12 protein-coding genes are annotated in these 18148 nt (G+C 73.3%); 7 read left to right on the top strand and 5 right to left on the bottom strand.

The window, feature by feature from the left end; genetic code table 11:
* Positions 1-34: 34 nt before the first annotated feature.
* The 5 genes from OG766_RS06875 to hmgA form a co-directional block, all read right to left on the bottom strand.
* Complete coding sequence (locus tag OG766_RS06875; protein WP_266375380.1) at positions 35-3937, bottom strand: Pls/PosA family non-ribosomal peptide synthetase; 3903 nt, start codon at positions 3935-3937, stop codon at positions 35-37.
* Between the two features lie 296 nt (positions 3938-4233).
* Entirely contained in the window at positions 4234-5457 is a 1224-nt protein-coding gene (locus tag OG766_RS06870; RefSeq protein ID WP_266375382.1) for a CaiB/BaiF CoA transferase family protein, read from the bottom strand.
* Between the two features lie 89 nt (positions 5458-5546).
* Positions 5547-6713, bottom strand: a complete 1167-nt coding sequence (locus tag OG766_RS06865; protein WP_328724791.1) for a type ISP restriction/modification enzyme — start codon at positions 6711-6713, stop codon at positions 5547-5549.
* Between the two features lie 8 nt (positions 6714-6721).
* Positions 6722-7471, bottom strand: coding sequence for a GntR family transcriptional regulator (locus OG766_RS06860; RefSeq protein WP_266375384.1), 750 nt, complete (start codon positions 7469-7471; stop codon positions 6722-6724).
* 24 nt (positions 7472-7495) lie between these two features.
* Positions 7496-8824: a homogentisate 1,2-dioxygenase gene (gene hmgA, locus OG766_RS06855; RefSeq protein WP_328724789.1), complete on the bottom strand. Its 1329-nt coding sequence runs from the start codon at positions 8822-8824 to the stop codon at positions 7496-7498.
* A gap of 130 nt (positions 8825-8954) precedes the next feature.
* Here hmgA and OG766_RS06850 point away from each other — a divergent pair, with 130 nt between their 5' ends.
* The 7 genes from OG766_RS06850 to OG766_RS06820 all read left to right on the top strand — a co-directional run bounded on the left by OG766_RS06850 (position 8955) and on the right by OG766_RS06820 (position 17838).
* Entirely contained in the window at positions 8955-9563 is a 609-nt protein-coding gene (locus tag OG766_RS06850; RefSeq protein ID WP_266375388.1) for a TetR/AcrR family transcriptional regulator, read from the top strand.
* A gap of 158 nt (positions 9564-9721) precedes the next feature.
* Positions 9722-11962: a molybdopterin-dependent oxidoreductase gene (locus OG766_RS06845; RefSeq protein ID WP_328724787.1), complete on the top strand. Its 2241-nt coding sequence runs from the start codon at positions 9722-9724 to the stop codon at positions 11960-11962.
* Between the two features lie 123 nt (positions 11963-12085).
* Positions 12086-13540: a CitMHS family transporter gene (locus OG766_RS06840; protein WP_328724786.1), complete on the top strand. Its 1455-nt coding sequence runs from the start codon at positions 12086-12088 to the stop codon at positions 13538-13540.
* Positions 13540-14763, top strand: a complete 1224-nt coding sequence (locus tag OG766_RS06835) for an MFS transporter (RefSeq protein WP_328724785.1) — start codon at positions 13540-13542, stop codon at positions 14761-14763. Before OG766_RS06840 ends, OG766_RS06835 begins: the two co-directional genes overlap by 1 nt.
* On the top strand, positions 14760-15107 hold the full coding sequence (locus OG766_RS06830; RefSeq protein WP_266375396.1) for a hypothetical protein: 348 nt from the start codon (positions 14760-14762) through the stop codon (positions 15105-15107). The genes OG766_RS06835 and OG766_RS06830 overlap by 4 nt, the downstream gene beginning before the upstream one ends.
* 172 nt (positions 15108-15279) lie before the next feature.
* Positions 15280-16671 (top strand): aldehyde dehydrogenase family protein, encoded by a 1392-nt coding sequence (locus tag OG766_RS06825; protein WP_328724782.1) that lies wholly within the window; start codon positions 15280-15282, stop codon positions 16669-16671.
* A gap of 87 nt (positions 16672-16758) precedes the next feature.
* A complete protein-coding gene (locus OG766_RS06820) occupies positions 16759-17838 on the top strand; it encodes a Zn-dependent alcohol dehydrogenase (protein ID WP_328724780.1) in 1080 nt (359 codons plus the stop codon).
* The last annotated feature ends 310 nt before the right edge of the window (positions 17839-18148 follow it).

The following is an 18148-nucleotide window of genomic DNA, read 5'->3' as shown; positions in this document are numbered from 1 at the left end:
GGGGTGGCGCGGGTGCGGTGGGCCGCACCCGCCGTCACTGCCGCCACGCCGCGATCGGGTTGCCCAGCCACCGGGTGTCCGCGGGCACGCTCTCCCCGCGCATCACCAGTGACGCGGGCCCGACCGTGGCCCGGTCCCCGATCACCGCGCCGGGCAGCACGATGCCGTGCGGACCGAGTGTCGCACCCGCTCCGAGGACGACATTGTCCATGCGCATGATCCGGTCGTGGAAGAGGTGTGTCTGCACCACACAGCCGCGATTGACACTCGCGCCCCGGCCGATGGTGACGAGGTCGGCCTCCGGCAGCCAGTACGTCTCGCACCAGGCACCCCGCCCGACCCGGGCGCCGAGACCGCGCAGCCACAGGTTCATCAGCGGCGTACCCGCGGTCGCGCCGACCAGCCACGGCACGGCGAGCACCTCCACGAAGGTGTCGGCCAGCTCGTTGCGCCACACGAACGACGACCACAGCGGATGCTCGACCGCCCGGAACCGGCCCACCAGCAGCCACTTCATCGCGATCGCGACCAGACAGGCCACCAGACCCCCGGCCGCGAGCAGCAGCCCGCCGCACAGCACCGCGACCACCGTGCCGAAGCGGCCGGCCAGCAGACCGAAGCCCGCGAGCGCGAGCACGGCGAGCGCCGCACCGCACATGACCGGCACGATCCGGCACAGCTCGACGCACGCACGCGCCCACTTCAGCCGCAGCGGCGGGGCGAAGGTGCGGCTCTGGTCGCTCTCCTCCACCGCGCGGGGCAGCTTCATCGGCGGCATGCCCAGATACGAGGAGCCCGCCTTCGCCCGCTTCGGCGCCGCCGACAGCACACCGACGAGACCGCGTTTGGGCACCCGGCGGCCCGCGGCCGTCATCCCCGAATTGCCGAGGAAGGCCCGCTTGCCGACCCGGGCCTCCGCGATGTGGAGCAGGCCGCCGCCCAGCTCGTACGAGCCGACCATGGTGTCGTCGGCGAGGAAGGCGCCGTCACCGACCGTCGTCATCGCGGGCAGGGCCAGCACGGTCGACGCCTCGACCCCTCGGCCGACCTTCATCCCGAGCGCCCGCAGCCACACGGGCGTGAACAGGCTCGCGTACAGGGGGAAGAGATGGACGCGTGCCATGTCCATCAGGCGTTCGGTCGCCCAGGCCTGCCAGGCGATCCGGCCGTGGACCGGGTGGTAGCCCTCGCGCAGGCCGATCGACAGCGCGCGTACGCCGCCGACGACGAGCAGGGCGTACGCGATCACGGCGGTGACCGTCGCGAGCGGTACGGCGGTCAGCGCGGCCGTCAGCACCTCGCCGAGGCCCGTGCGGCCGTGCAGGAAGGCGCCCACCACCAGGAGGCCGGGCAGTGCCGCGAGCGCCGGCAGCAGCCCGAGGACCAGTGAGGTCACCGAGTAGACGGCGGTCCAGCGGCGTCTGCGCGGCGGGCGGGCGGGGAGGCGGCGGCCGGCCTTGCCCTTGCGGGTGGCGGGTGCGCCCGACCAGCGCTCGCCCGCCGGGACCGCGCCGGTCACACCCGAACCCGGCGCGATCTCGGCGCGCTTGCCGATCCTGGCACCGGGGAAGAGCGTGCTGCGGGCGCCGACCGTGGCCCCCGCGCCGATCCGTACGGTGCCGATGTGCACGCGGTCGCCGTCCAGCCAGTGGCCGGACAGGTCAACCTCCGGCTCGACGGCCGCGCCCTTGCCGAGCCGCAGCATGCCGGTCACCGGGGGCAGGGCGTGCAGATCGACGCCCTCGCCGAGCTGCACACCGAGCGCCCGTGCGTAGTACGTGAGCCAGACGCCGGCGAGGCCCGTCGCGCCGCTGAGCTCGGCGAGCCGCTCGGCGGCCCACAGGCGCAGATGTGTGCGGCCGCCGCGTGGGTAGGTGCCGGGGCGCACGCCGCGCAGCAGCAGCCGCGCCCCGCCCGCCGCGATCACGATCCGCCCGGGCGGGCTGACGACGAGCAGCCAGCCGAGCGCGACCCACCACCAGGAGACGGTGGGGGCCCAGGGCAGCATGAGGACGTTGTTGACGGCGGCGGCGACGACGCTCCAGCGGAGCCCGGCGACCGTGAGCAGCGGCAGCATGAGCAGCAGCTGCACGATCTTGGTGCGGCGGGCCACCGGCCCTACCTCGCGTGCCTTCGTGCCGTCCGTCGAGGCGGCCTCCAGCGTGCGCGCCAGCGCACCGAGCGCCGGGTTCTGGTAGATGTCGCCGACGGATCCGGTGGCGTACCGCTCCCGGATCCGGGACACGAGCTGCGCGGCGGCGAGACTGCCGCCGCCGTTCGCGAAGAAGTCGGCGTCGGGCCCGGTGACCGGCATGCCCAGCAGCTCGGCCCACTGTTCGGCGAGCCAGGCCTCGGTCGCGGTGAGCTCCGGTCCTTCGCCTGCCGTGTCCCCGCCCGTGCCGGGCAGCGGCCACGGCAGGGCGGCCCGGTCCACCTTGCCGGAGGTCCGGGTCGGCAGATCGTCCACGACCGCGAGGACCGGCACGAGGGCGGCGGGCAGCTCCTTGCGGAGCCGCGCGAGGGAGTCGGCGACGTCGAACGCGGCGCCGTCGGCGTCCTCGGACGCCGGCGCGGCCGGGACGACGTACCCCACGAGCAGCTGGTGGCCGGCCCCTGTCGTACGGACCGCGGCCGCGGCGCCGGATACCCCGGGCAGGGCCTGCAGGGCGGCGTCGATCTCGCCGAGTTCGATCCGGCGGCCGCCGAGTTTGATCTGTTCGTCGGCCCGGCCGACGAAGAAGAGGCCCTCCGCGTCCGCGCGGACCAGGTCGCCGCTGCGGTAGGCGCGGTCCCAGCCCAGCGCGGGCAGGGGCGCGTACTTCTCGGCGTCCTTGTCCGCGTCCAGGTAGCGGGCCAGGCCGACGCCGCCGATGACGAGTTCACCGGTCTCGCCCAGCGCCACGATCTCGCCCCGGGCGTCCACGACGGCGAGCTCCCAGCCGTCCAGCGGCAGTCCGATCCTGACCGGTCCCTCGCCGGTCAGCCGGGCCGCGCAGGCGACGACGGTGGCCTCGGTGGGTCCGTAGGTGTTCCAGACCTCGCGGCCGGCGACGGCCATGCGCTCGGCCAGCTCGGGCGGGCAGGCCTCACCGCCGAAGATCAGCAGCCGCACGGCGTCGAGCGCGTCGGCGGGCCAGAGCGCGGCGAGGGTGGGGACCGTCGAGACGACGGTGATGCGCTGGTCGACGAGCCACGGCCCGAGGTCGAGCCCGGTGCGTACGAGGGAGCGTGGCGCGGGCACGAGACAGGCGCCGTGCCGCCAGGCCAGCCACATCTCCTCGCAGGAGGCGTCGAAGGCCACGGACAGGCCGGCGAGCACCCGGTCGCCCGTCCCGAGCGGGGCGTCCGGGAGGAAGAGTCCGGCCTCGGCGTCCACGAAGGCGGCGGCACTGCGGTGGGTGACGGCGACGCCCTTGGGCTTTCCGGTGGATCCGGAGGTGAAGATGATCCAGGCGTCGTCGTCGGGACAGGGGCGGCGTCCGGTGACGCCGCCGGGCGTGGCGCTCGGCGTGACGGTCCGGTCCGCGCCGATCACCGCGGCGACCGCGGCCTCGGTGAAGACGAGGTCGGCGCGCTCGTCGGGGTCCTCGGCGTCGACGGGTACGTAGGCGGCGCCCGCCGCGAGCACCGCGAGGATCGAGACGTACAGATCGGCGGTCCCGGACGGGACGCGGACGCCCACCCGGTCGCCGGTGCCGATCCCCGTGTCGGCGAGACGCTGCCGCAGTGCTTCGACCTCCCGGAGGAGGGAGCGGTACGTGAGGGGCGCGATGCCGTCGTCGACGGCCAGGGCGTCCGGGTGGCGGTGGGCGGTCTCGTCGAGGATGTCGAGGAGGGTGCGTTCGGCGTGGGCACTCCCGGCGGCGAAGAGCGCCGGCGCGGGGGTGTCGTCGAGCAGCGGGTCCAGCAGGGCCGCGGGATCTGGGGCGACGGTCATATATCGCGCCCGTCGTCGGCGGTCGCTGCACAGGGCTCGTTCATACGCATCTCTCACTCTCCGTCGGTCGGAGTGCGCTTCGGGTCCTGGTCCGCGCACGGCAAACGAGGAGTTTATCCAGCGTTCACTTGACTTGCCTGTTGTGCGCCGGAAGGCGGGCGCGGCACGGCAGTTTGTGCAGGGGCCCGCAGGCTCGGCATCGTCACAGTTCAGAGACGTACGACGCGGACAGTGACGCCTCGGTCACCTGTCGGTGGAGGAACCTTCCGCTGTGGTGAAGGGCACGGATAAAACGGTCACTCCGGGCGGTCGGAGGGTACGCGGTGCGTGACCACCACACCGTCCCGGTGCAGCTCCGCCCTCCGCCGCGGCGTCAGCCCCGCCTCGTGCAGCAGCGCGTCCGTGTGCTCGCCGAGCTCCGGGATCGCACCCATGCGCGGTTCCGGACCGCCCGGGAAGGTGATCGGCGGCATCATCGCCCGCAACGGTCCCACGGGCGACGCGACGTCGCGCCAGCGGTCGCGGGCCGCCAGCTGGGGGTGGGCGGCCAGATCCGCGACGGTGTTCAGCCGCGCGCAGGCGATGCCCGCCGCCTCCAGCCGGGCCACGGCCTGCGCGGTGTCCAGCCGGGCCAGCGCCTGCGCGACCACCGCGTCCGTCCTGCCGCGGTTGGCCGTGCGCGCCTTGTTGGTCGCGAAGGCCGGATCGGCGCCCAGCTCGGGGCGGCCCAGCACCTGCTCGGCCAGCCGCTGCCACTCACGGTCGTTCTGCACCGAGAGCAGCACCTGGCCGCCGTCCGCCGTCGGATACGCGTCGTAGGGCGAGATGACCGCGTGGGCCACACCCGTACGCGCCGGGGCCTCGCCCCCGTGCATCCCGTGGTGCAGCGGATGCCCCATCCACTCCGCGAGCGACTCCAGCATCGAGATCTCCACCGGCCCGCCGCGCCCGGTCGTGCCCCGCCGCAGCAGCGCCGCCAGCACCCCGGAGAAGGCGTACATCGCCGCCGCGACGTCCGCCGCCGGAATGCCCGCCTTCACCGGCTGCTCCGCGGTGCCGGTCACGGACACCAGCCCCGCCTCGCACTGGACGAGCATGTCGTACGCCCGCTTGTGCGCGTACGGCCCGTCCGCGCCGTATCCGGAGATGTCCACCGCGACCAGCCGTGGATGCGCGGCGCAGAGCGTGGCGGCGTCCAGGCCGAGCCGGGCGGCGGCGCCCTGCGCCAGGTTCTGCACGAAGACGTCCGCGTCCGCGATCAGCCGGCGCACCACCTCCAGGCCGCGCGGGTCCTTGAGGTCCACGGCGAGGGACTCCTTGCCGCGGTTGCACCAGACGAAGTGCGACGCGAGCCCGTTGGCCGCGGTGTCGTAGCCGCGGGCGAAGTCCCCGCCGTCGGGGCGCTCCACCTTGATGACGCGGGCACCGAGGTCGGCGAGCTGGCGGGTGGCGAACGGAGCCGACACGGCCTGTTCGACAGCGACGACGGTGATGCCTTCGAGGGGCAGCGGCTGGCTCATGACAGCCGTACCTATCGTGTAGACGACACCTTTGTCACCCCCGGCCCGGTTCGGCCGGGTCGTCGCGCCGTCCTGGCGGCCACCCGCGCCTAGAGCAGCGCGAACTGCCCCTCCGGGCCCTCCTCGTGGTGGTCGAGCACCGAGGCGGGCCGCCTGGCGGCCCCCGGCACCGGCGCGAGGCGCAGGTCGCCCGGCCCGGTGCGGTCGATCTCCTCGGCCAGCGCCGGCCGCCGGTCCTCCAGCGGGGCCAGCAGCGCGAGGACGGTGATCAGCTCCAGCAGCTCCGACGTCCACTCCTGGGGCCATACGGCGGGCCGGATCGCCTCCAGCGTGCCCGGCTCCGGCTCCGTCGTCCGCCGCTCGAACCAGTGCTCGAGCACCCGCACCCCGCCCACCCGGAAGTCCCACGCCTCCGCCGGCACCGGAGAGATCCGTCCCTCGTCGAGGAGCAGCGCCTCCTCGTCGGAGTCGTACGCCATCGCCTTCGGCCGTGCCGGGAGCGCGGCCCGCACATAGGGCCGCCGGCCGCCGGGGAGCCTCGGCCGCTCGCCGTCCCGGGCGCCTCTGAGCTGGATGCCGACGAGGCGCCGCCCCAGCTCCACGCCGCGCGCCCAGACCGCGGGGTCCGAGGTGAAGGGCACCACACAGCCCTTGGCCGTGGAGCGGCCGGCGGCGGCTGTCCACGCGAGCACGTCCTCGGGCCCGACGCCGGCGCCGTGGCGTTCCCGGAGGGCCTCCAGCACGCCCGGCGCGAGATTGGGTTCACGTCCGCCGGGCCGCCGGTACAGGGGGCGTATCCGACCGGGCCGTCCGGCCGGCGAGCGCCCTTCGGGAAGCGCGCCGCTGACCAGTACGGCGGGTCCGCCCGCTCCCGGCACATGGCCCTGTTCGACGGCGAAGAGCTGCTGCCCGTCGGCGACCCGCCACAACTCCGGCCTGGCGACGTCCATCAGCCGGTGGTCCGGGACGATCCACTGCTCGTCGAACGCCCCGTGCACGATCCGCACCGGCTCCGGGCAGTGCCCGTGCTCCTTCGCGAACCGCCCGGTCCCGGTCGCCTGCCCCGGCAGGGCGGCCACCGAACTGTCCAGGCTCCGCGCCCGGGTCTCCCCGAACAGCGCCGCCCGCTCCTCGCCCGTGGCCGCGACCAGCGTGTCCCAACGTGACCTGAGCGTCCGGGCGTCGGGTGCGACCACCCAGCCGCGGCCCAGCCGCAACGGCCCGGTGGACCAGGGCATGAGGTCGTCCAGCAGCATGGTGGAGCTCACTGTGCCTCGACGGTCACCGAGAACGAGAACCGGTCACCCCGGTACCGGATCCGTGCCACGTCCACCACCCGCCCCTCCTCGTCGTACGTCACACCCGTGTAGTGGAGGATCGGGGACAGCAGGGGCACCTGAAGCAGCTCCGCCGTCTCCGGGTCGGCGAGCCGCGCCTCCACCGTGTCCGTGATGCGGCTGATCCGTACCCCGACGGCATCCCGCAACACCTTGGTCATCGGCCAGCGTTCCAGGTCCGCGACCTCCAGCCGCGCCGCGACGTCCGGCCGTACCGCGTTCTCCGCCCAGTTCGTCGGCTCCCCGCTGTCGCCGTCGCACCGCAGCCTCCGGTACGTGACGACCTCGTCCGTGTCGGGGAAGTACTCGGCGAGGCCGCCGGGCACGGGCTCCGGGGCATGGCCCAGGATCGTCGTCCGCTCGCCCGACTGCTGGGCCACGATCGCGTCGATCGAGCCCAGCAGCCGTCTGGGCGCGCTCCGCCGCGCCCCCGGTTCGATGAAGGTGCCGCGCCGCCGGTGCCGGCTGATCAGGCCTTCCGTCTCCAGCTCCTTGAGCGCCTGCCGCATGGTCAGCACGCTCACCCCGTAGTGCTCGGCGAGCTGCTCCTCCGTCGGCAGCCGCAGCGGGTCGTGCGGGCGGCGGCCCAGTATGGAGGCGCGGAGCGACTGCGAGACCTGGTACCAGAGCGGCAGCTTGCGGTTCAGGACGAGCGAGTCGGGGGCGAAGGCGGTCACGGCAACTCCGTATCAGATCCGGCCTCAGGACCGGAAGTGGCGCTCCAGACCCTGCCACACGTCGTCGTACGCCCTCTGCAGGTGGTCCGCGTTCGCCGCTTCGGCGGTCGCGGTCACCGGCCAGCGCGTCTCGAACATGAACGCCAGGCCGTCGTCGATCTTCTGCGGCTTCAGCTCGGCCGCGCTCGCCCTGTCGAACGTCTCCCGGTCGGGGCCGTGCGCGGACATCATGTTGTGCAGCGACCCGCCGCCCGGGACGAAGCCTCCCTTGCCGGCGGTCTTGGCGTCGTAGGCGCCCTCGATGAGGCCCATGTACTCGCTCATCACGTTGCGGTGGAAGTAGGGCGGGCGGAAGGTGTCCTCGCCCACCAGCCAGCGCGGGGCGAACACCACGAAGTCCACGCCCGCCAGTCCGGGGGTGTCGCTGGGGGACGTCAGTACGGTGAAGATGGACGGGTCGGGGTGGTCGTAGGAGATGGTCCCGAGGACGTTGAAGGCCCGCAGGTCGTAGACGTACGGCACATGGTTCCCGTGCCAGGCGACGACATCGAGCGGCGAGTGGTCGTAGGTGGCGGTCCACAGATTGCCGCAGAACTTGTTGACGACCTCGACCTGGCCCTCGACGTCCTCGTACGCCGCGACCGGTGCCCGGAAGTCCCGTGCGTTGGCGAGCCCGTTGGCGCCGATCGGCCCGAGGTCAGGGAGCTGGAAGGCCTGCCCGTAGTTCTCGCAGACGTAGCCGCGGGCGCTGTCGTCGAGCAGCTCGACACGGAAGCGCACCCCGCGCGGCACGAGCGCGACCTCGCCGGGCCCGGCGGACAGCAGCCCCAGCTCCGTACGGAGCAGCAGCCCGCCCCGCTCGGGCACGATCAGCAGCTCGCCGTCCGCGTTGCTGAACACCCGTCGTTCCATGGACGCGTTGGCGTGGTACAGGTGCACGGCCATGCCGGTGCGCTGGGTGGCGTCCCCGTTCCCGCCGAGGGTCCACAGACCGGCCAGCCAGTCGGTGCCGGGCGCGGGCTGCGGCAGCGGGTCCCAGCGGAGCCGGTTCGGGTCGGGCACGGTCTCGGTGAAGGGGGCGGTGTGCAGGGCGCCGTTGCCGCTGCGGACGAACGGCGGGTGCGCGGCCGAGGGCCTGATCCGGTACAGCCACGAGCGCCGGTTCTGGGCGCGCGGCTCGGTGAACGCGGTGCCGCTCAGCTGCTCCGCGTACAGCCCGAGCGGGGCCCGCTGGGGTGAGTTCCGCCCGTACGGCAGGGCGCCGGGGACGGCCTCCGAGCTGTGTTCATTGCCGAAGCCCGACAGGTACTCCAGCCCCTCGGCCGTCTTCCGTGCCTGCTCGATGCCGCTCATCCGCACTCCCGATGCGTCGGTCCCAAGGAATCCTATGGTCGACAGTAGGATTCCGGCGCGGCCCCGTCAACGGCACCACTCGGCCATCCGGCGACACCCCGCGGCCGCGCGGGGGCGGCATCATGGGGCGATGTCCTCAGGTCACTCCCTCCGCCGTACGCCCGTACAGCAGCGCAGCGCCGAGCGGCTGACCCGGATCCTGGACGCCTGCGCCCAACTCCTCGACGAGACCGGCTACGAGGAGCTGTCCACGCGCGCGGTCGCGGCCCGCGCCGAGGTGCCCATCGGCTCCGTCTACCGCTTCTTCGGTAACAAGCGGGCCATGGCCGAGGCCCTCGCCGCGCGCAACCTCGACCGGTACGCCGAGCGCATCGGGGCGCGGATCGCCGGAATGCCGGCCGCGGACTGGCGGGGCGCGGTCGACGCCGTGCTCGACGAGTACCTGGCCATGAAGCGGGCCGTGCCAGGCTTCGCGCTGATCGACTTCGGCTACCGCATCCCGGTCGCCGCACCCGCCTCGGGCGCCAACCACGCGGTCGCCGACCGGCTCACCGAACTGCTCGCCGGACACCTCGGCCGCAGCGCGGACCCGGTGCTGCGCCGCACCACGCTCGTCGCGGTGGAGGCGACGGACGCGCTGCTGCAACTGGCCTTCCGCGTCGACCCGTCGGGCGACGCGGAGATCATCGCGGAGACGAGGGAGCTGCTGTACGCGTATCTGGCCCGGGTGCTGGACTGACCTCCGCGCGGGCCCGTCTCCGTGCATGCGACCGCCCGGCCTGCGTCGGCCCCTTCGGTTCACCGCCGGTGCGCCCGAGGGCCTCCCCGGCATGCGTACCGGTCGGTATGCTCAGGGGCGCCCGCGCGTCACCGCTGCCGCCGCCCCGGGAGGGCCCCATGACAGGAACCGACGCCACCCGCACGGCCCCGCGCATCTGCCCCCTGTGCGAGGCCACCTGCGGACTGACCCTCACCATCGGACGCGACGGAACGGGGGAGAAGGTCACCGGCGCCCGCGGGGACCGCGACGACGTCTTCAGTCAGGGATTCATCTGCCCCAAGGGCGCCTCCTTCGGGGAGCTGGACTCCGACCCCGACCGGCTGCGGACCCCCCTCGTCCGTGACGAGCACGGCGAACTGCGCGAAGCCACCTGGGACGAAGCCTTCGACACCGTCGCCGCCCGGATACGCCCGCTGATCGAGCGGTACGGCCCGAACGCCGTCGGTGTCGTCCTCGGCAACCCGAACGTCCACACCATGGCCGGCGGGCTCTACCCGCCCGTCCTGCTGTCCACGCTGCGCACCCGCAACCTCTTCACCGCCAGCACCCTCGACCAGATGCCCAAGCACGTCTCCAGCGGACTGCTCTTCGGCAGCGCGGGCGCCATCCCCGTACCCGACCTGGACCGTACGGACCATCTGCTGCTCCTCGGCGCCAACCCGCTCGACTCCAACGGCAGCCTGTGCACCGCACCCGACTTCCCGGGCAAGCTCAAGGCACTGCGCCGGCGCGGCGGCCGTCTCACCGTCGTCGACCCCCGCCGTACCCGCACCGCGCGGCTCGCCGACCGCCATGTCGCGATCCGCCCCGGCACGGACGCGCTGCTGCTGGCCGCCCTCGCCCAGGTCCTGTTCGAGGAGGGCCTCACCGACCTCGGGCCGCTCGCCGCTCAGGTCGAAGGGGTGGACGAAGTCCGGGAGGCCGTAAGGGAGTTCACTCCCGAGGCGGTCGCCGAGGCGTGCGACATGGACGCCGGGACGATCCGGACGATCGCGCGCGAACTCGCCGCCGCCCCGACCGCCGCCGTCTACGGCCGCATCGGCAGCTGCACCGTCGAGCACGGCACCCTCGCCAGCTGGCTCGTGGACGTCCTCAACATCCTGACCGGCAACCTCGACCGGCCCGGCGGTGCCCTCTTCCCGCTCGCCGCCCACGACCGGGCACCCCGGCCCGCCGGCCTGCCGGCCGGCCCCGGCAAGGGATTCGCGCTGGGCCGCTGGAGCAGCAGGGTCGGCGGCCACCCCGAGGCCAAGGGAGAACTGCCGATCACCGTGCTCGCCGAGGAGATCGAGACACCTGGCGAAGGCTGCATCCGCGCGGTGATCGCGATCGCCGCCAACCCCGTGCTCTCCGCACCCGACGGCGACCGCCTCGACCGTGCGCTGCCCGGACTCGACCTCATGGTCAGCATCGACCCGTATCTGAACGAGACCTCGCGCCACGCCGACGTCGTCCTGCCCCCGCCACCGCCGTCCCGCAGCGCGCACTTCGACTTCGCCTTCAACGCCCTCGCCGTCCGCAACCAGGTCCGCTACACGCCCGCCGCCATTCCCCTCGACGCCGGCGCGATGGACGAGTGCGAGATCCACGCCCGGCTGATCCTCGCCGTGAGCGGGATGCACGGGGCCGACCCGTCGGCCGTCGACGACATGGTGGTCGCGGGCTCGCTCGCCAAGGCCGTCGCCGACCCCCACTCGCCGGTCCACGGCCAGGACCCCGAGGAGCTCGCAGCCGGGCTGGGCGGAAGCAGCGGCCCCGAGCGGAGGCTCGACATGATGCTGCGCCTCGGCCCGTACGGCCTCACCCTCGACGACCTGCTCGCGCAGCCGCACGGCATCGACCTCGGCCCGCTGCGGCCCCGGCTGTCCCAGGTCCTTCGGACCCGCAGCGGACGCGTCGAACTGCTGCCGGCGCCCATCGCCGCCGATCTGCCGCGACTGCGGCGCGCCCTGGGGGAGCGGGACGACCGGCTCGTCCTGGTCGGCCGCCGCCATCTGCGCTCCAACAACAGCTGGATGCACAACGTCGCCACCCTCAACGGCGGTTCCAACCGCTGCACCCTCCAGGTCCACCCGGCCGACGCGGCCCGCCTCGGACTCGACGACGGGGCCACCGCCCGGATCAAGGCGGCCGGAGGAGAGCTGGAGGTCCCCGTCGAGATCACCGACGCCGTACGCACGGGAGTGGTGAGCCTGCCGCACGGCTGGGGCCACGACCGCGCCGGCACCCGGATGTCGGTGGCGGCGGCCCGCCCGGGGGTCAACGTCAACCAACTGCTCGACGGCTCGCTGCTCGACCCGCTGTCCGGCACGGCCGTCCTCAACGGCTTCGCCGTGGAGCTGGCCCCTGCCCGATGACCTGGGGTTTTGCGCTTATTGCTCACACGTCAACATCTTGTTAACGCGGAAGAACGGCACCTAACGTCATCCGGACCGCCGGCTCCGGTGGGAGTTCAAGGATGAACGTGAGGTGCCCTCCCCATGCTGACAATCCTCGGCTTCGCCATGATCGCGACCTTCCTGGTCCTGATCATGATGAAGAAGATGTCGCCGATCGCGGCGCTCGTGCTGATCCCCGCGCTCTTCTGCGTCATCGTCGGACAGGGCGCGAAGCTCGGGGACTACGTCCTGGAAGGCGTCGGCAACCTCGCGCCCACCGCGGCGATGCTGATGTTCGCCATCGTCTACTTCGGCGTGATGATCGACGTCGGCCTGTTCGACCCGATCGTGCGGGGCATCCTGCGCTTCTGCAGGGCGGACCCGATGCGCGTCGTGGTCGGCACGGCCCTGCTCGCCGCGATCGTGTCGCTGGACGGCGACGGCTCCACCACGTTCATGATCACCGTCTCGGCGATGTACCCGCTCTACAAGCGCCTCGGGATGAGTCTCGTGGTGATGACCGGCGTCGCCGCCACCGCGAACGGCGTGATGAACACCCTGCCGTGGGGCGGGCCGACCGCCCGTGCCGCGACCGCGCTCAAGCTAGACGCCGGTGACATCTTCGTGCCGATGATCCCCGCGCTCGGCGTCGGACTGCTCTTCGTCTTCGTCCTCGCGTACGTCCTCGGCCGCCGCGAGCGCAAGCGCATCGGCTATCTGACGCTGGACGAGGCGCTGGAGCCTGAGACCGAGACCGTGCTGGTGAAGGCGGGCGGCGGAGGCGACCGTACGACGACGGGCCCGGCGACCGCCACGGGCGGGGCCGCGGGTTCCGCCGCCGGAACCGGCAGCGGCACCGCGGGCTCCGGCACCGGCGACTCCGGCGACTCCGGCGACTCCGGCGACGACGAGGTCTTCCAGGGCCTGGACCCCAGGCGCGAGACCCTGCGCCCCCGGCTGTACTGGTTCAACGCCGCGCTCACCGTCGTCCTGCTCGCCTCGATGATCATGGAGCTGCTGCCGATCCCCGTACTGTTCCTGATCGGCGCCGCCCTCGCCCTCACCGTCAACTTCCCGAAGATGGCCGACCAGAAGGCCCGTCTCGCCGCCCACGCGGACAACGTCCTCAACGTCTCCGGCATGGTCTTCGCCGCCGCCGTCTTCACCGGAGTCCTCACCGGCACCGGCATGGTCAAGCACATGGCCGACTGGCTCGTCGGCGCCATCCCCGCCGGCATGGGCCCCCACATGGCGCTCGTCACCGGCCTGCTGAGCCTCCCGCTCACCTACTTCATGTCGAACGACGGCTTCTACTTCGGCGTCCTCCCCGTCCTCGCCGAAGCCGGCGCCGCCCACGGAGTCTCCCCGCTGGAGATCGCCCGCGCCTCCCTCGCCGGCCAGGCGCTGCACATGTCCAGCCCGCTCGTCCCCGCCGTGTACGTCCTCGTCGGCATGGCCAAGGTCGAGTTCGGCGACCACACCAGGTTCACGGTCAAGTGGGCCGCGCTCACCTCCCTCGTGGTGCTCGGGGCCGGAATCCTCTTCGGCATCATCTGATGCGACGCGGCTGGCTCCTGCGCCTCGTCATCGCCTTCGGCTTCGCGCAGGGGGCGGTGTCGATGGCCCGCCCGGCCGTCTCGTACCGCGCCCTCGCCCTCGGCGCCGACGAGCGGGCGATCGGCGTCATCGCGGGTGTGTACGCACTGCTCCCGCTGTTCGCCGCCGTTCCGCTGGGCCGCCGCACCGACCACGGCCGGTGCGCACCGCTGCTGCCCCTGGGCGTGGCGCTGATCTCCGGTGGCTGCGCGCTGAGCGGACTGGCCGGTTCCCTGCCCGCCATGGCGGCCTGGAGCGGCGTCATGGGCCTCGGTCATCTGTGCTTCGTGATCGGCGCTCAGTCGATCGTCGCCCGGCAGTCCGCGCCCGACGAACAGGACCGCAACTTCGGCCACTTCACGATCGGCGCCTCGCTCGGCCAGCTCGTCGGCCCGATCGCCGCAGGGGCGCTGATCGGCACCGACATGGCCCGGACGAGCGCACTGGCCCTGCTCGTCTCCGCGACGGTGGCGGCGGCCGCCGCCACCTCGCTGTGGCGGATCGAGCACCGCACGGCCGGCGTTCGCCGTACGGCGCGCACCTCGGTGCCGTTGCACCGCATCCTGCGGACGCGGGGCGTACCCGCGGGAATCGTCATCAGCCTGGCCGTGCTGTCGGCGACCGACATCCTCACCGCCTACCTCCCGGTGATCGGCGAGCACCGGGGCATCGCCCCGTCCGTCATCGGGCTGCTGCTGAGCGTACGGGCGGCCGCGACGATCGCCTGCCGGCTGGTCATGACCCCGATGATCCGGATCATGGGCCGCACGGTCCTGCTCACCGTGACCTGTCTGCTCGCCGGGCTGTTGTGCGCGGGCCTGGCGCTGCCCGTTCCCGTGTGGGCGCTCGCCGCGATGCTCGCGGTACTGGGCTTCTGCCTCGGCGTCGGCCAGCCGCTGTCCATGACGACCGTCGTGCGGGCCGCCCCTGCCGAGGCACGCTCCACCGCGCTCGCCCTGCGCCTCACCGGCAACCGCCTGGGCCAGGTCGCGGCTCCCGCCTCCGCCGGTCTCGTCGCGGGGTTCGCGGGCACGGCCGCGCCGTTCGTGATGCTGGGGCTGCTCCTCGTCTCGGCGGCGGGGCTGGGGCTACGGGCCGGACGCGACGCTGAACACGGCGGCCGAACGGTACGTACTACCGGGCACCCGGGAAAGCGTCTGCCTCAACGACAGGAGCGGCAATGAGCGATGGTGACGGGCCGATCATGAAGGGCCTCCCGGACGGTGGGGCCGAACTGTCCGTGGTGCTGAGGCTCCGCTGGGACGACGTGGCCGCGCTCGGCCGCGAGGCCAGCCGGCTGGCGGAGCAGCGGGGGGAGCCGGTGAGCCTCGACGAGGCGGCCAGCCACCGGCTGCGTACCTGGTCGTCGGTGGCGAAGTCCCCCGAGGACAAACCCCAGCCGGCCCAGGCGGCGATCCCCGCGGCACAGCAGGTGGACCGCACCCGCGCCCAGGTCGCGTCCATCTCCCCGCCGGTCGCCCGCCAGATGCAGGCACCTCCGTCGGCCTTGGGCCAGACCCCGGCCTGACCTGCCGGCCACGGGCGCCGCTCCGACCGCCGAGCGGCCCGCCCTCGGACACAGGTGGGCGGGGTGGAGGGGAGAATCACACCCTCCGCCCCGGCCCACCCTGGCGCCCAAAAACTAACACCGCTAGTTTGGAGCGTGGACGGACCTCGCCACGCCCGAAGGAGACTCGCGGATGAAGGCCCACGACGGGATGTACATCGGCGGCACGTGGGGCCCCGCCGCCACCGCCGACACCATCGCGGTGGTGAATCCCGCGGACGAGCAGGTCTTGGCCCACGTCCCCGCCGGTACGGCGGACGACGTCGACGCCGCCGTACGCGCCGCCCGCGCCGCCTTCCCCGGCTGGGCCGCCACCCCGCCCGCCGACCGCGCCGCACGCCTCGCCACGCTCCGGGACGTCCTCGCCGCCCGCCAGGGGGAGATCGCCGAGACCGTCACCGCCGAACTCGGCGCCCCGCCGAAGCTCGCCGGGACCGTCCACGCGGGTCTGCCGGTCCTCGTCGCCGGCTCGTACGCCGAACTGGCCGCCACGTACGCCTTCGAGGAGAAGGTCGGCAACTCCACCGTCCTCCACGAACCCATCGGCGTCGTCGGCGCGATCACCCCCTGGAACTATCCGCTCCACCAGATCGTCGCCAAGGTCGCCCCCGCCCTCGCCGCCGGCTGCACCGTCGTGCTCAAGCCCGCCGAGGACACCCCGCTCACCGCACAGCTCTTCGCCGAGGCCGTCGACGAAGCGGGGCTTCCGGCCGGGGTGTTCAACCTCGTGACCGGTCTCGGCCCCGTCGCCGGACAGGCCCTCGCCGAGCACCCGGACGTGGACCTGGTCTCCTTCACCGGCTCCACCGCCGTCGGCCGGCGGATCGGCGCGACCGCGGGCGGAGCGGTCAAGCGCGTCGCCCTGGAGCTCGGCGGCAAGTCCGCCAACGTCATCCTGCCCGGCGCCGATCTCGCACGCGCCGTCGCTGTCGGCATCGCCAACGTGATGTCCAACTCCGGCCAGACGTGCAGCGCCTGGACCCGGATGCTGGTGCACACCGACCAGTACGACGAGGCCGTGGCCCTGGCCGCCGAGGCCGTCGCCAAGTACACGCCCGGCGACCGTCTCGGACCGCTCGTCAACGCCCGCCAGCAGCAGCGCGTCCGCGGTTACATCGAACAGGGCGTCGCCGAGGGCGCCCGCCTCGTCGCCGGCGGCCCCGAGGCCCCGCGCGAGACGGGCTACTACGTCGCACCGACCGTCTTCGCCGACGTCACCGCGGAGATGACCATCGCCCAGGAGGAGATCTTCGGCCCGGTCGTGTCGATCCTGAGGTACGAGGACGAGGACGACGCCCTGCGGATCGCCAACGGCACGGTCTACGGGCTCGCGGGCGCCGTGTGGGGTCCCCAGGACGAGGCCGTGGCCTTCGCCCGCCGCATGGACACCGGACAGGTCGACATCAACGGCGGCCGCTTCAATCCGCTTGCCCCGTTCGGCGGTTACAAGCAGTCCGGAGTGGGCCGTGAACTCGGCTCCCACGGCCTCGCCGAGTATCTGCACACCAAGTCACTGCAGTTCTGAGCCCCCGCCCGAACCTCGAACCGTCCATTCGCTACGTCCGTACTCCGAGCTCCGATCTCCGCATCGGGAAACCGGGAGACAACCACCGTGGTCCGTGCCGCCGTCCTGCCCGCCGTAGGTTCTCCGCTGGAGATCACCGGCATCGAGCTTTCCGAGCCGGGTCCCGGCCAGGTGAGGGTCCGCCTCGCCGCCGCCGGGGTCTGCCACTCCGATCTGTCCCTGTCCAACGGCACGATGCAGGTGCCGGTCCCCGCCGTCCTCGGCCACGAGGGCGCGGGCACGGTCGTCTCCGTCGGCGAGGGCGTCACCCAGGTCGCCCCGGGCGACGGCGTGGTGCTCAACTGGGCCCCGTCCTGCGGTACGTGCCACCACTGCACGATCGGCGAGGTCTGGCTCTGCTCCTTTGCCCTCAAGGGCGCCGGCCGCATCCACGCGCTCGCCGAGGACGGAACCGAGCTGCACCCCGGCCTCAACGTCGCCGCGTTCGCCGAGGAGACCGTCGTCGCGGCCAACTGCGTTCTTCCGCTCCCGGACGGCGTTCCGCTCACCGACGCGGCGCTGCTCGGCTGCGCGGTCCTCACCGGCTACGGCGCCGTCCACCACTCGGCCCGGGTCCGTGAGGGCGAGTCGGTCGTGGTCTTCGGCGCCGGCGGTGTCGGCCTCGCGACCCTCCAGTCGGCCAGGATCGCCGGGGCGTCGACGGTCGTCGCCGTCGACGTGTCACCGGAGAAGGAGGAGCTCGCCCGCCGTGCCGGGGCCACCGAGTACGTCGTCGCCTCCGCCATCACCCCGAAGGAGATCCGCAAGCTGACCGGCGGTCAGGGCGCGGACGTGGCCGTCGAATGCGTCGGCCGCGCCGAGACGATCCGTGCCGCCTGGGAGTCGACGCGCCGCGGCGGCCGCACGACGGTCGTCGGGATCGGCGGCAAGGACCAGCAGGTCACGTTCAACGCCCTGGAGCTGTTCCACTGGGGCCGGACGCTCTCGGGCTGCGTCTACGGCAACTCCGATCCGGCCAGGGACCTGCCGGTGCTCGCGGAGCACATCCGCGCGGGGCGGCTGGACCTCAGCGCCCTCATCACCGGGCGGATCGGCCTCGACGGCATCCCGGCGGCCTTCGAGGCCATGCTCGCGGGCAAGGGCGGCAGGGCGCTGGTGGTCTTCTGACGGCCCGCAGAAGGGGTCTTGCGGGGACGGCAGGAGCCTCCCGGCAGGGGTCCGCCGCGTAGGGTGCCTCCACGCAGGGACCGTCGTGGCCGTCAGCCGGCACGAACGGCGATTCCCGCATGCGCCAGCGCCGCTCCGGCCTCGTCGTGGACGAGGCGGCACGCGACGGCGAAGGCCGCCGCCGCGTGGTCGTCACGGCGACCGGCCGCGGAACGCGCGCGACGCGGGTCCGCCGGGCCGCGTCCGGCCCGACGGCGTGCTCGACGGCGAACGCGCCGCCGCTCTCCAGCGCGGCCGTCTGCCCGTCGAT

It is taken from the genome of Streptomyces sp. NBC_00259 (assembly GCF_036181745.1).
In the GTDB taxonomy this organism is placed as follows: domain Bacteria; phylum Actinomycetota; class Actinomycetes; order Streptomycetales; family Streptomycetaceae; genus Streptomyces; species Streptomyces pratisoli.
This window is presented reverse-complemented; position numbering and strand designations above follow the sequence as displayed.

Bases quoted from the DNA above. Each gene is read 5' to 3' on its own strand.
- OG766_RS06875 (WP_266375380.1), bottom strand. From the start codon at position 3,937: ATGACCGTCGCCCCAGATCCCGCGGCCCTGCTGGACCCGCTGCTCGAC.
- OG766_RS06870 (WP_266375382.1), bottom strand. From the start codon at position 5,457: ATGAGCCAGCCGCTGCCCCTCGAAGGCATCACCGTCGTCGCTGTCGAA.
- OG766_RS06865 (WP_328724791.1), bottom strand. From the start codon at position 6,713: ATGCTGCTGGACGACCTCATGCCCTGGTCCACCGGGCCGTTGCGGCTG.
- hmgA (WP_328724789.1), bottom strand. From the start codon at position 8,824: ATGAGCGGCATCGAGCAGGCACGGAAGACGGCCGAGGGGCTGGAGTAC.
- OG766_RS06850 (WP_266375388.1), top strand. From the start codon at position 8,955: ATGTCCTCAGGTCACTCCCTCCGCCGTACGCCCGTACAGCAGCGCAGC.
- OG766_RS06845 (WP_328724787.1), top strand. From the start codon at position 9,722: ATGACAGGAACCGACGCCACCCGCACGGCCCCGCGCATCTGCCCCCTG.
- OG766_RS06840 (WP_328724786.1), top strand. From the start codon at position 12,086: ATGCTGACAATCCTCGGCTTCGCCATGATCGCGACCTTCCTGGTCCTG.
- OG766_RS06835 (WP_328724785.1), top strand. From the start codon at position 13,540: ATGCGACGCGGCTGGCTCCTGCGCCTCGTCATCGCCTTCGGCTTCGCG.
- OG766_RS06830 (WP_266375396.1), top strand. From the start codon at position 14,760: ATGAGCGATGGTGACGGGCCGATCATGAAGGGCCTCCCGGACGGTGGG.
- OG766_RS06825 (WP_328724782.1), top strand. From the start codon at position 15,280: ATGAAGGCCCACGACGGGATGTACATCGGCGGCACGTGGGGCCCCGCC.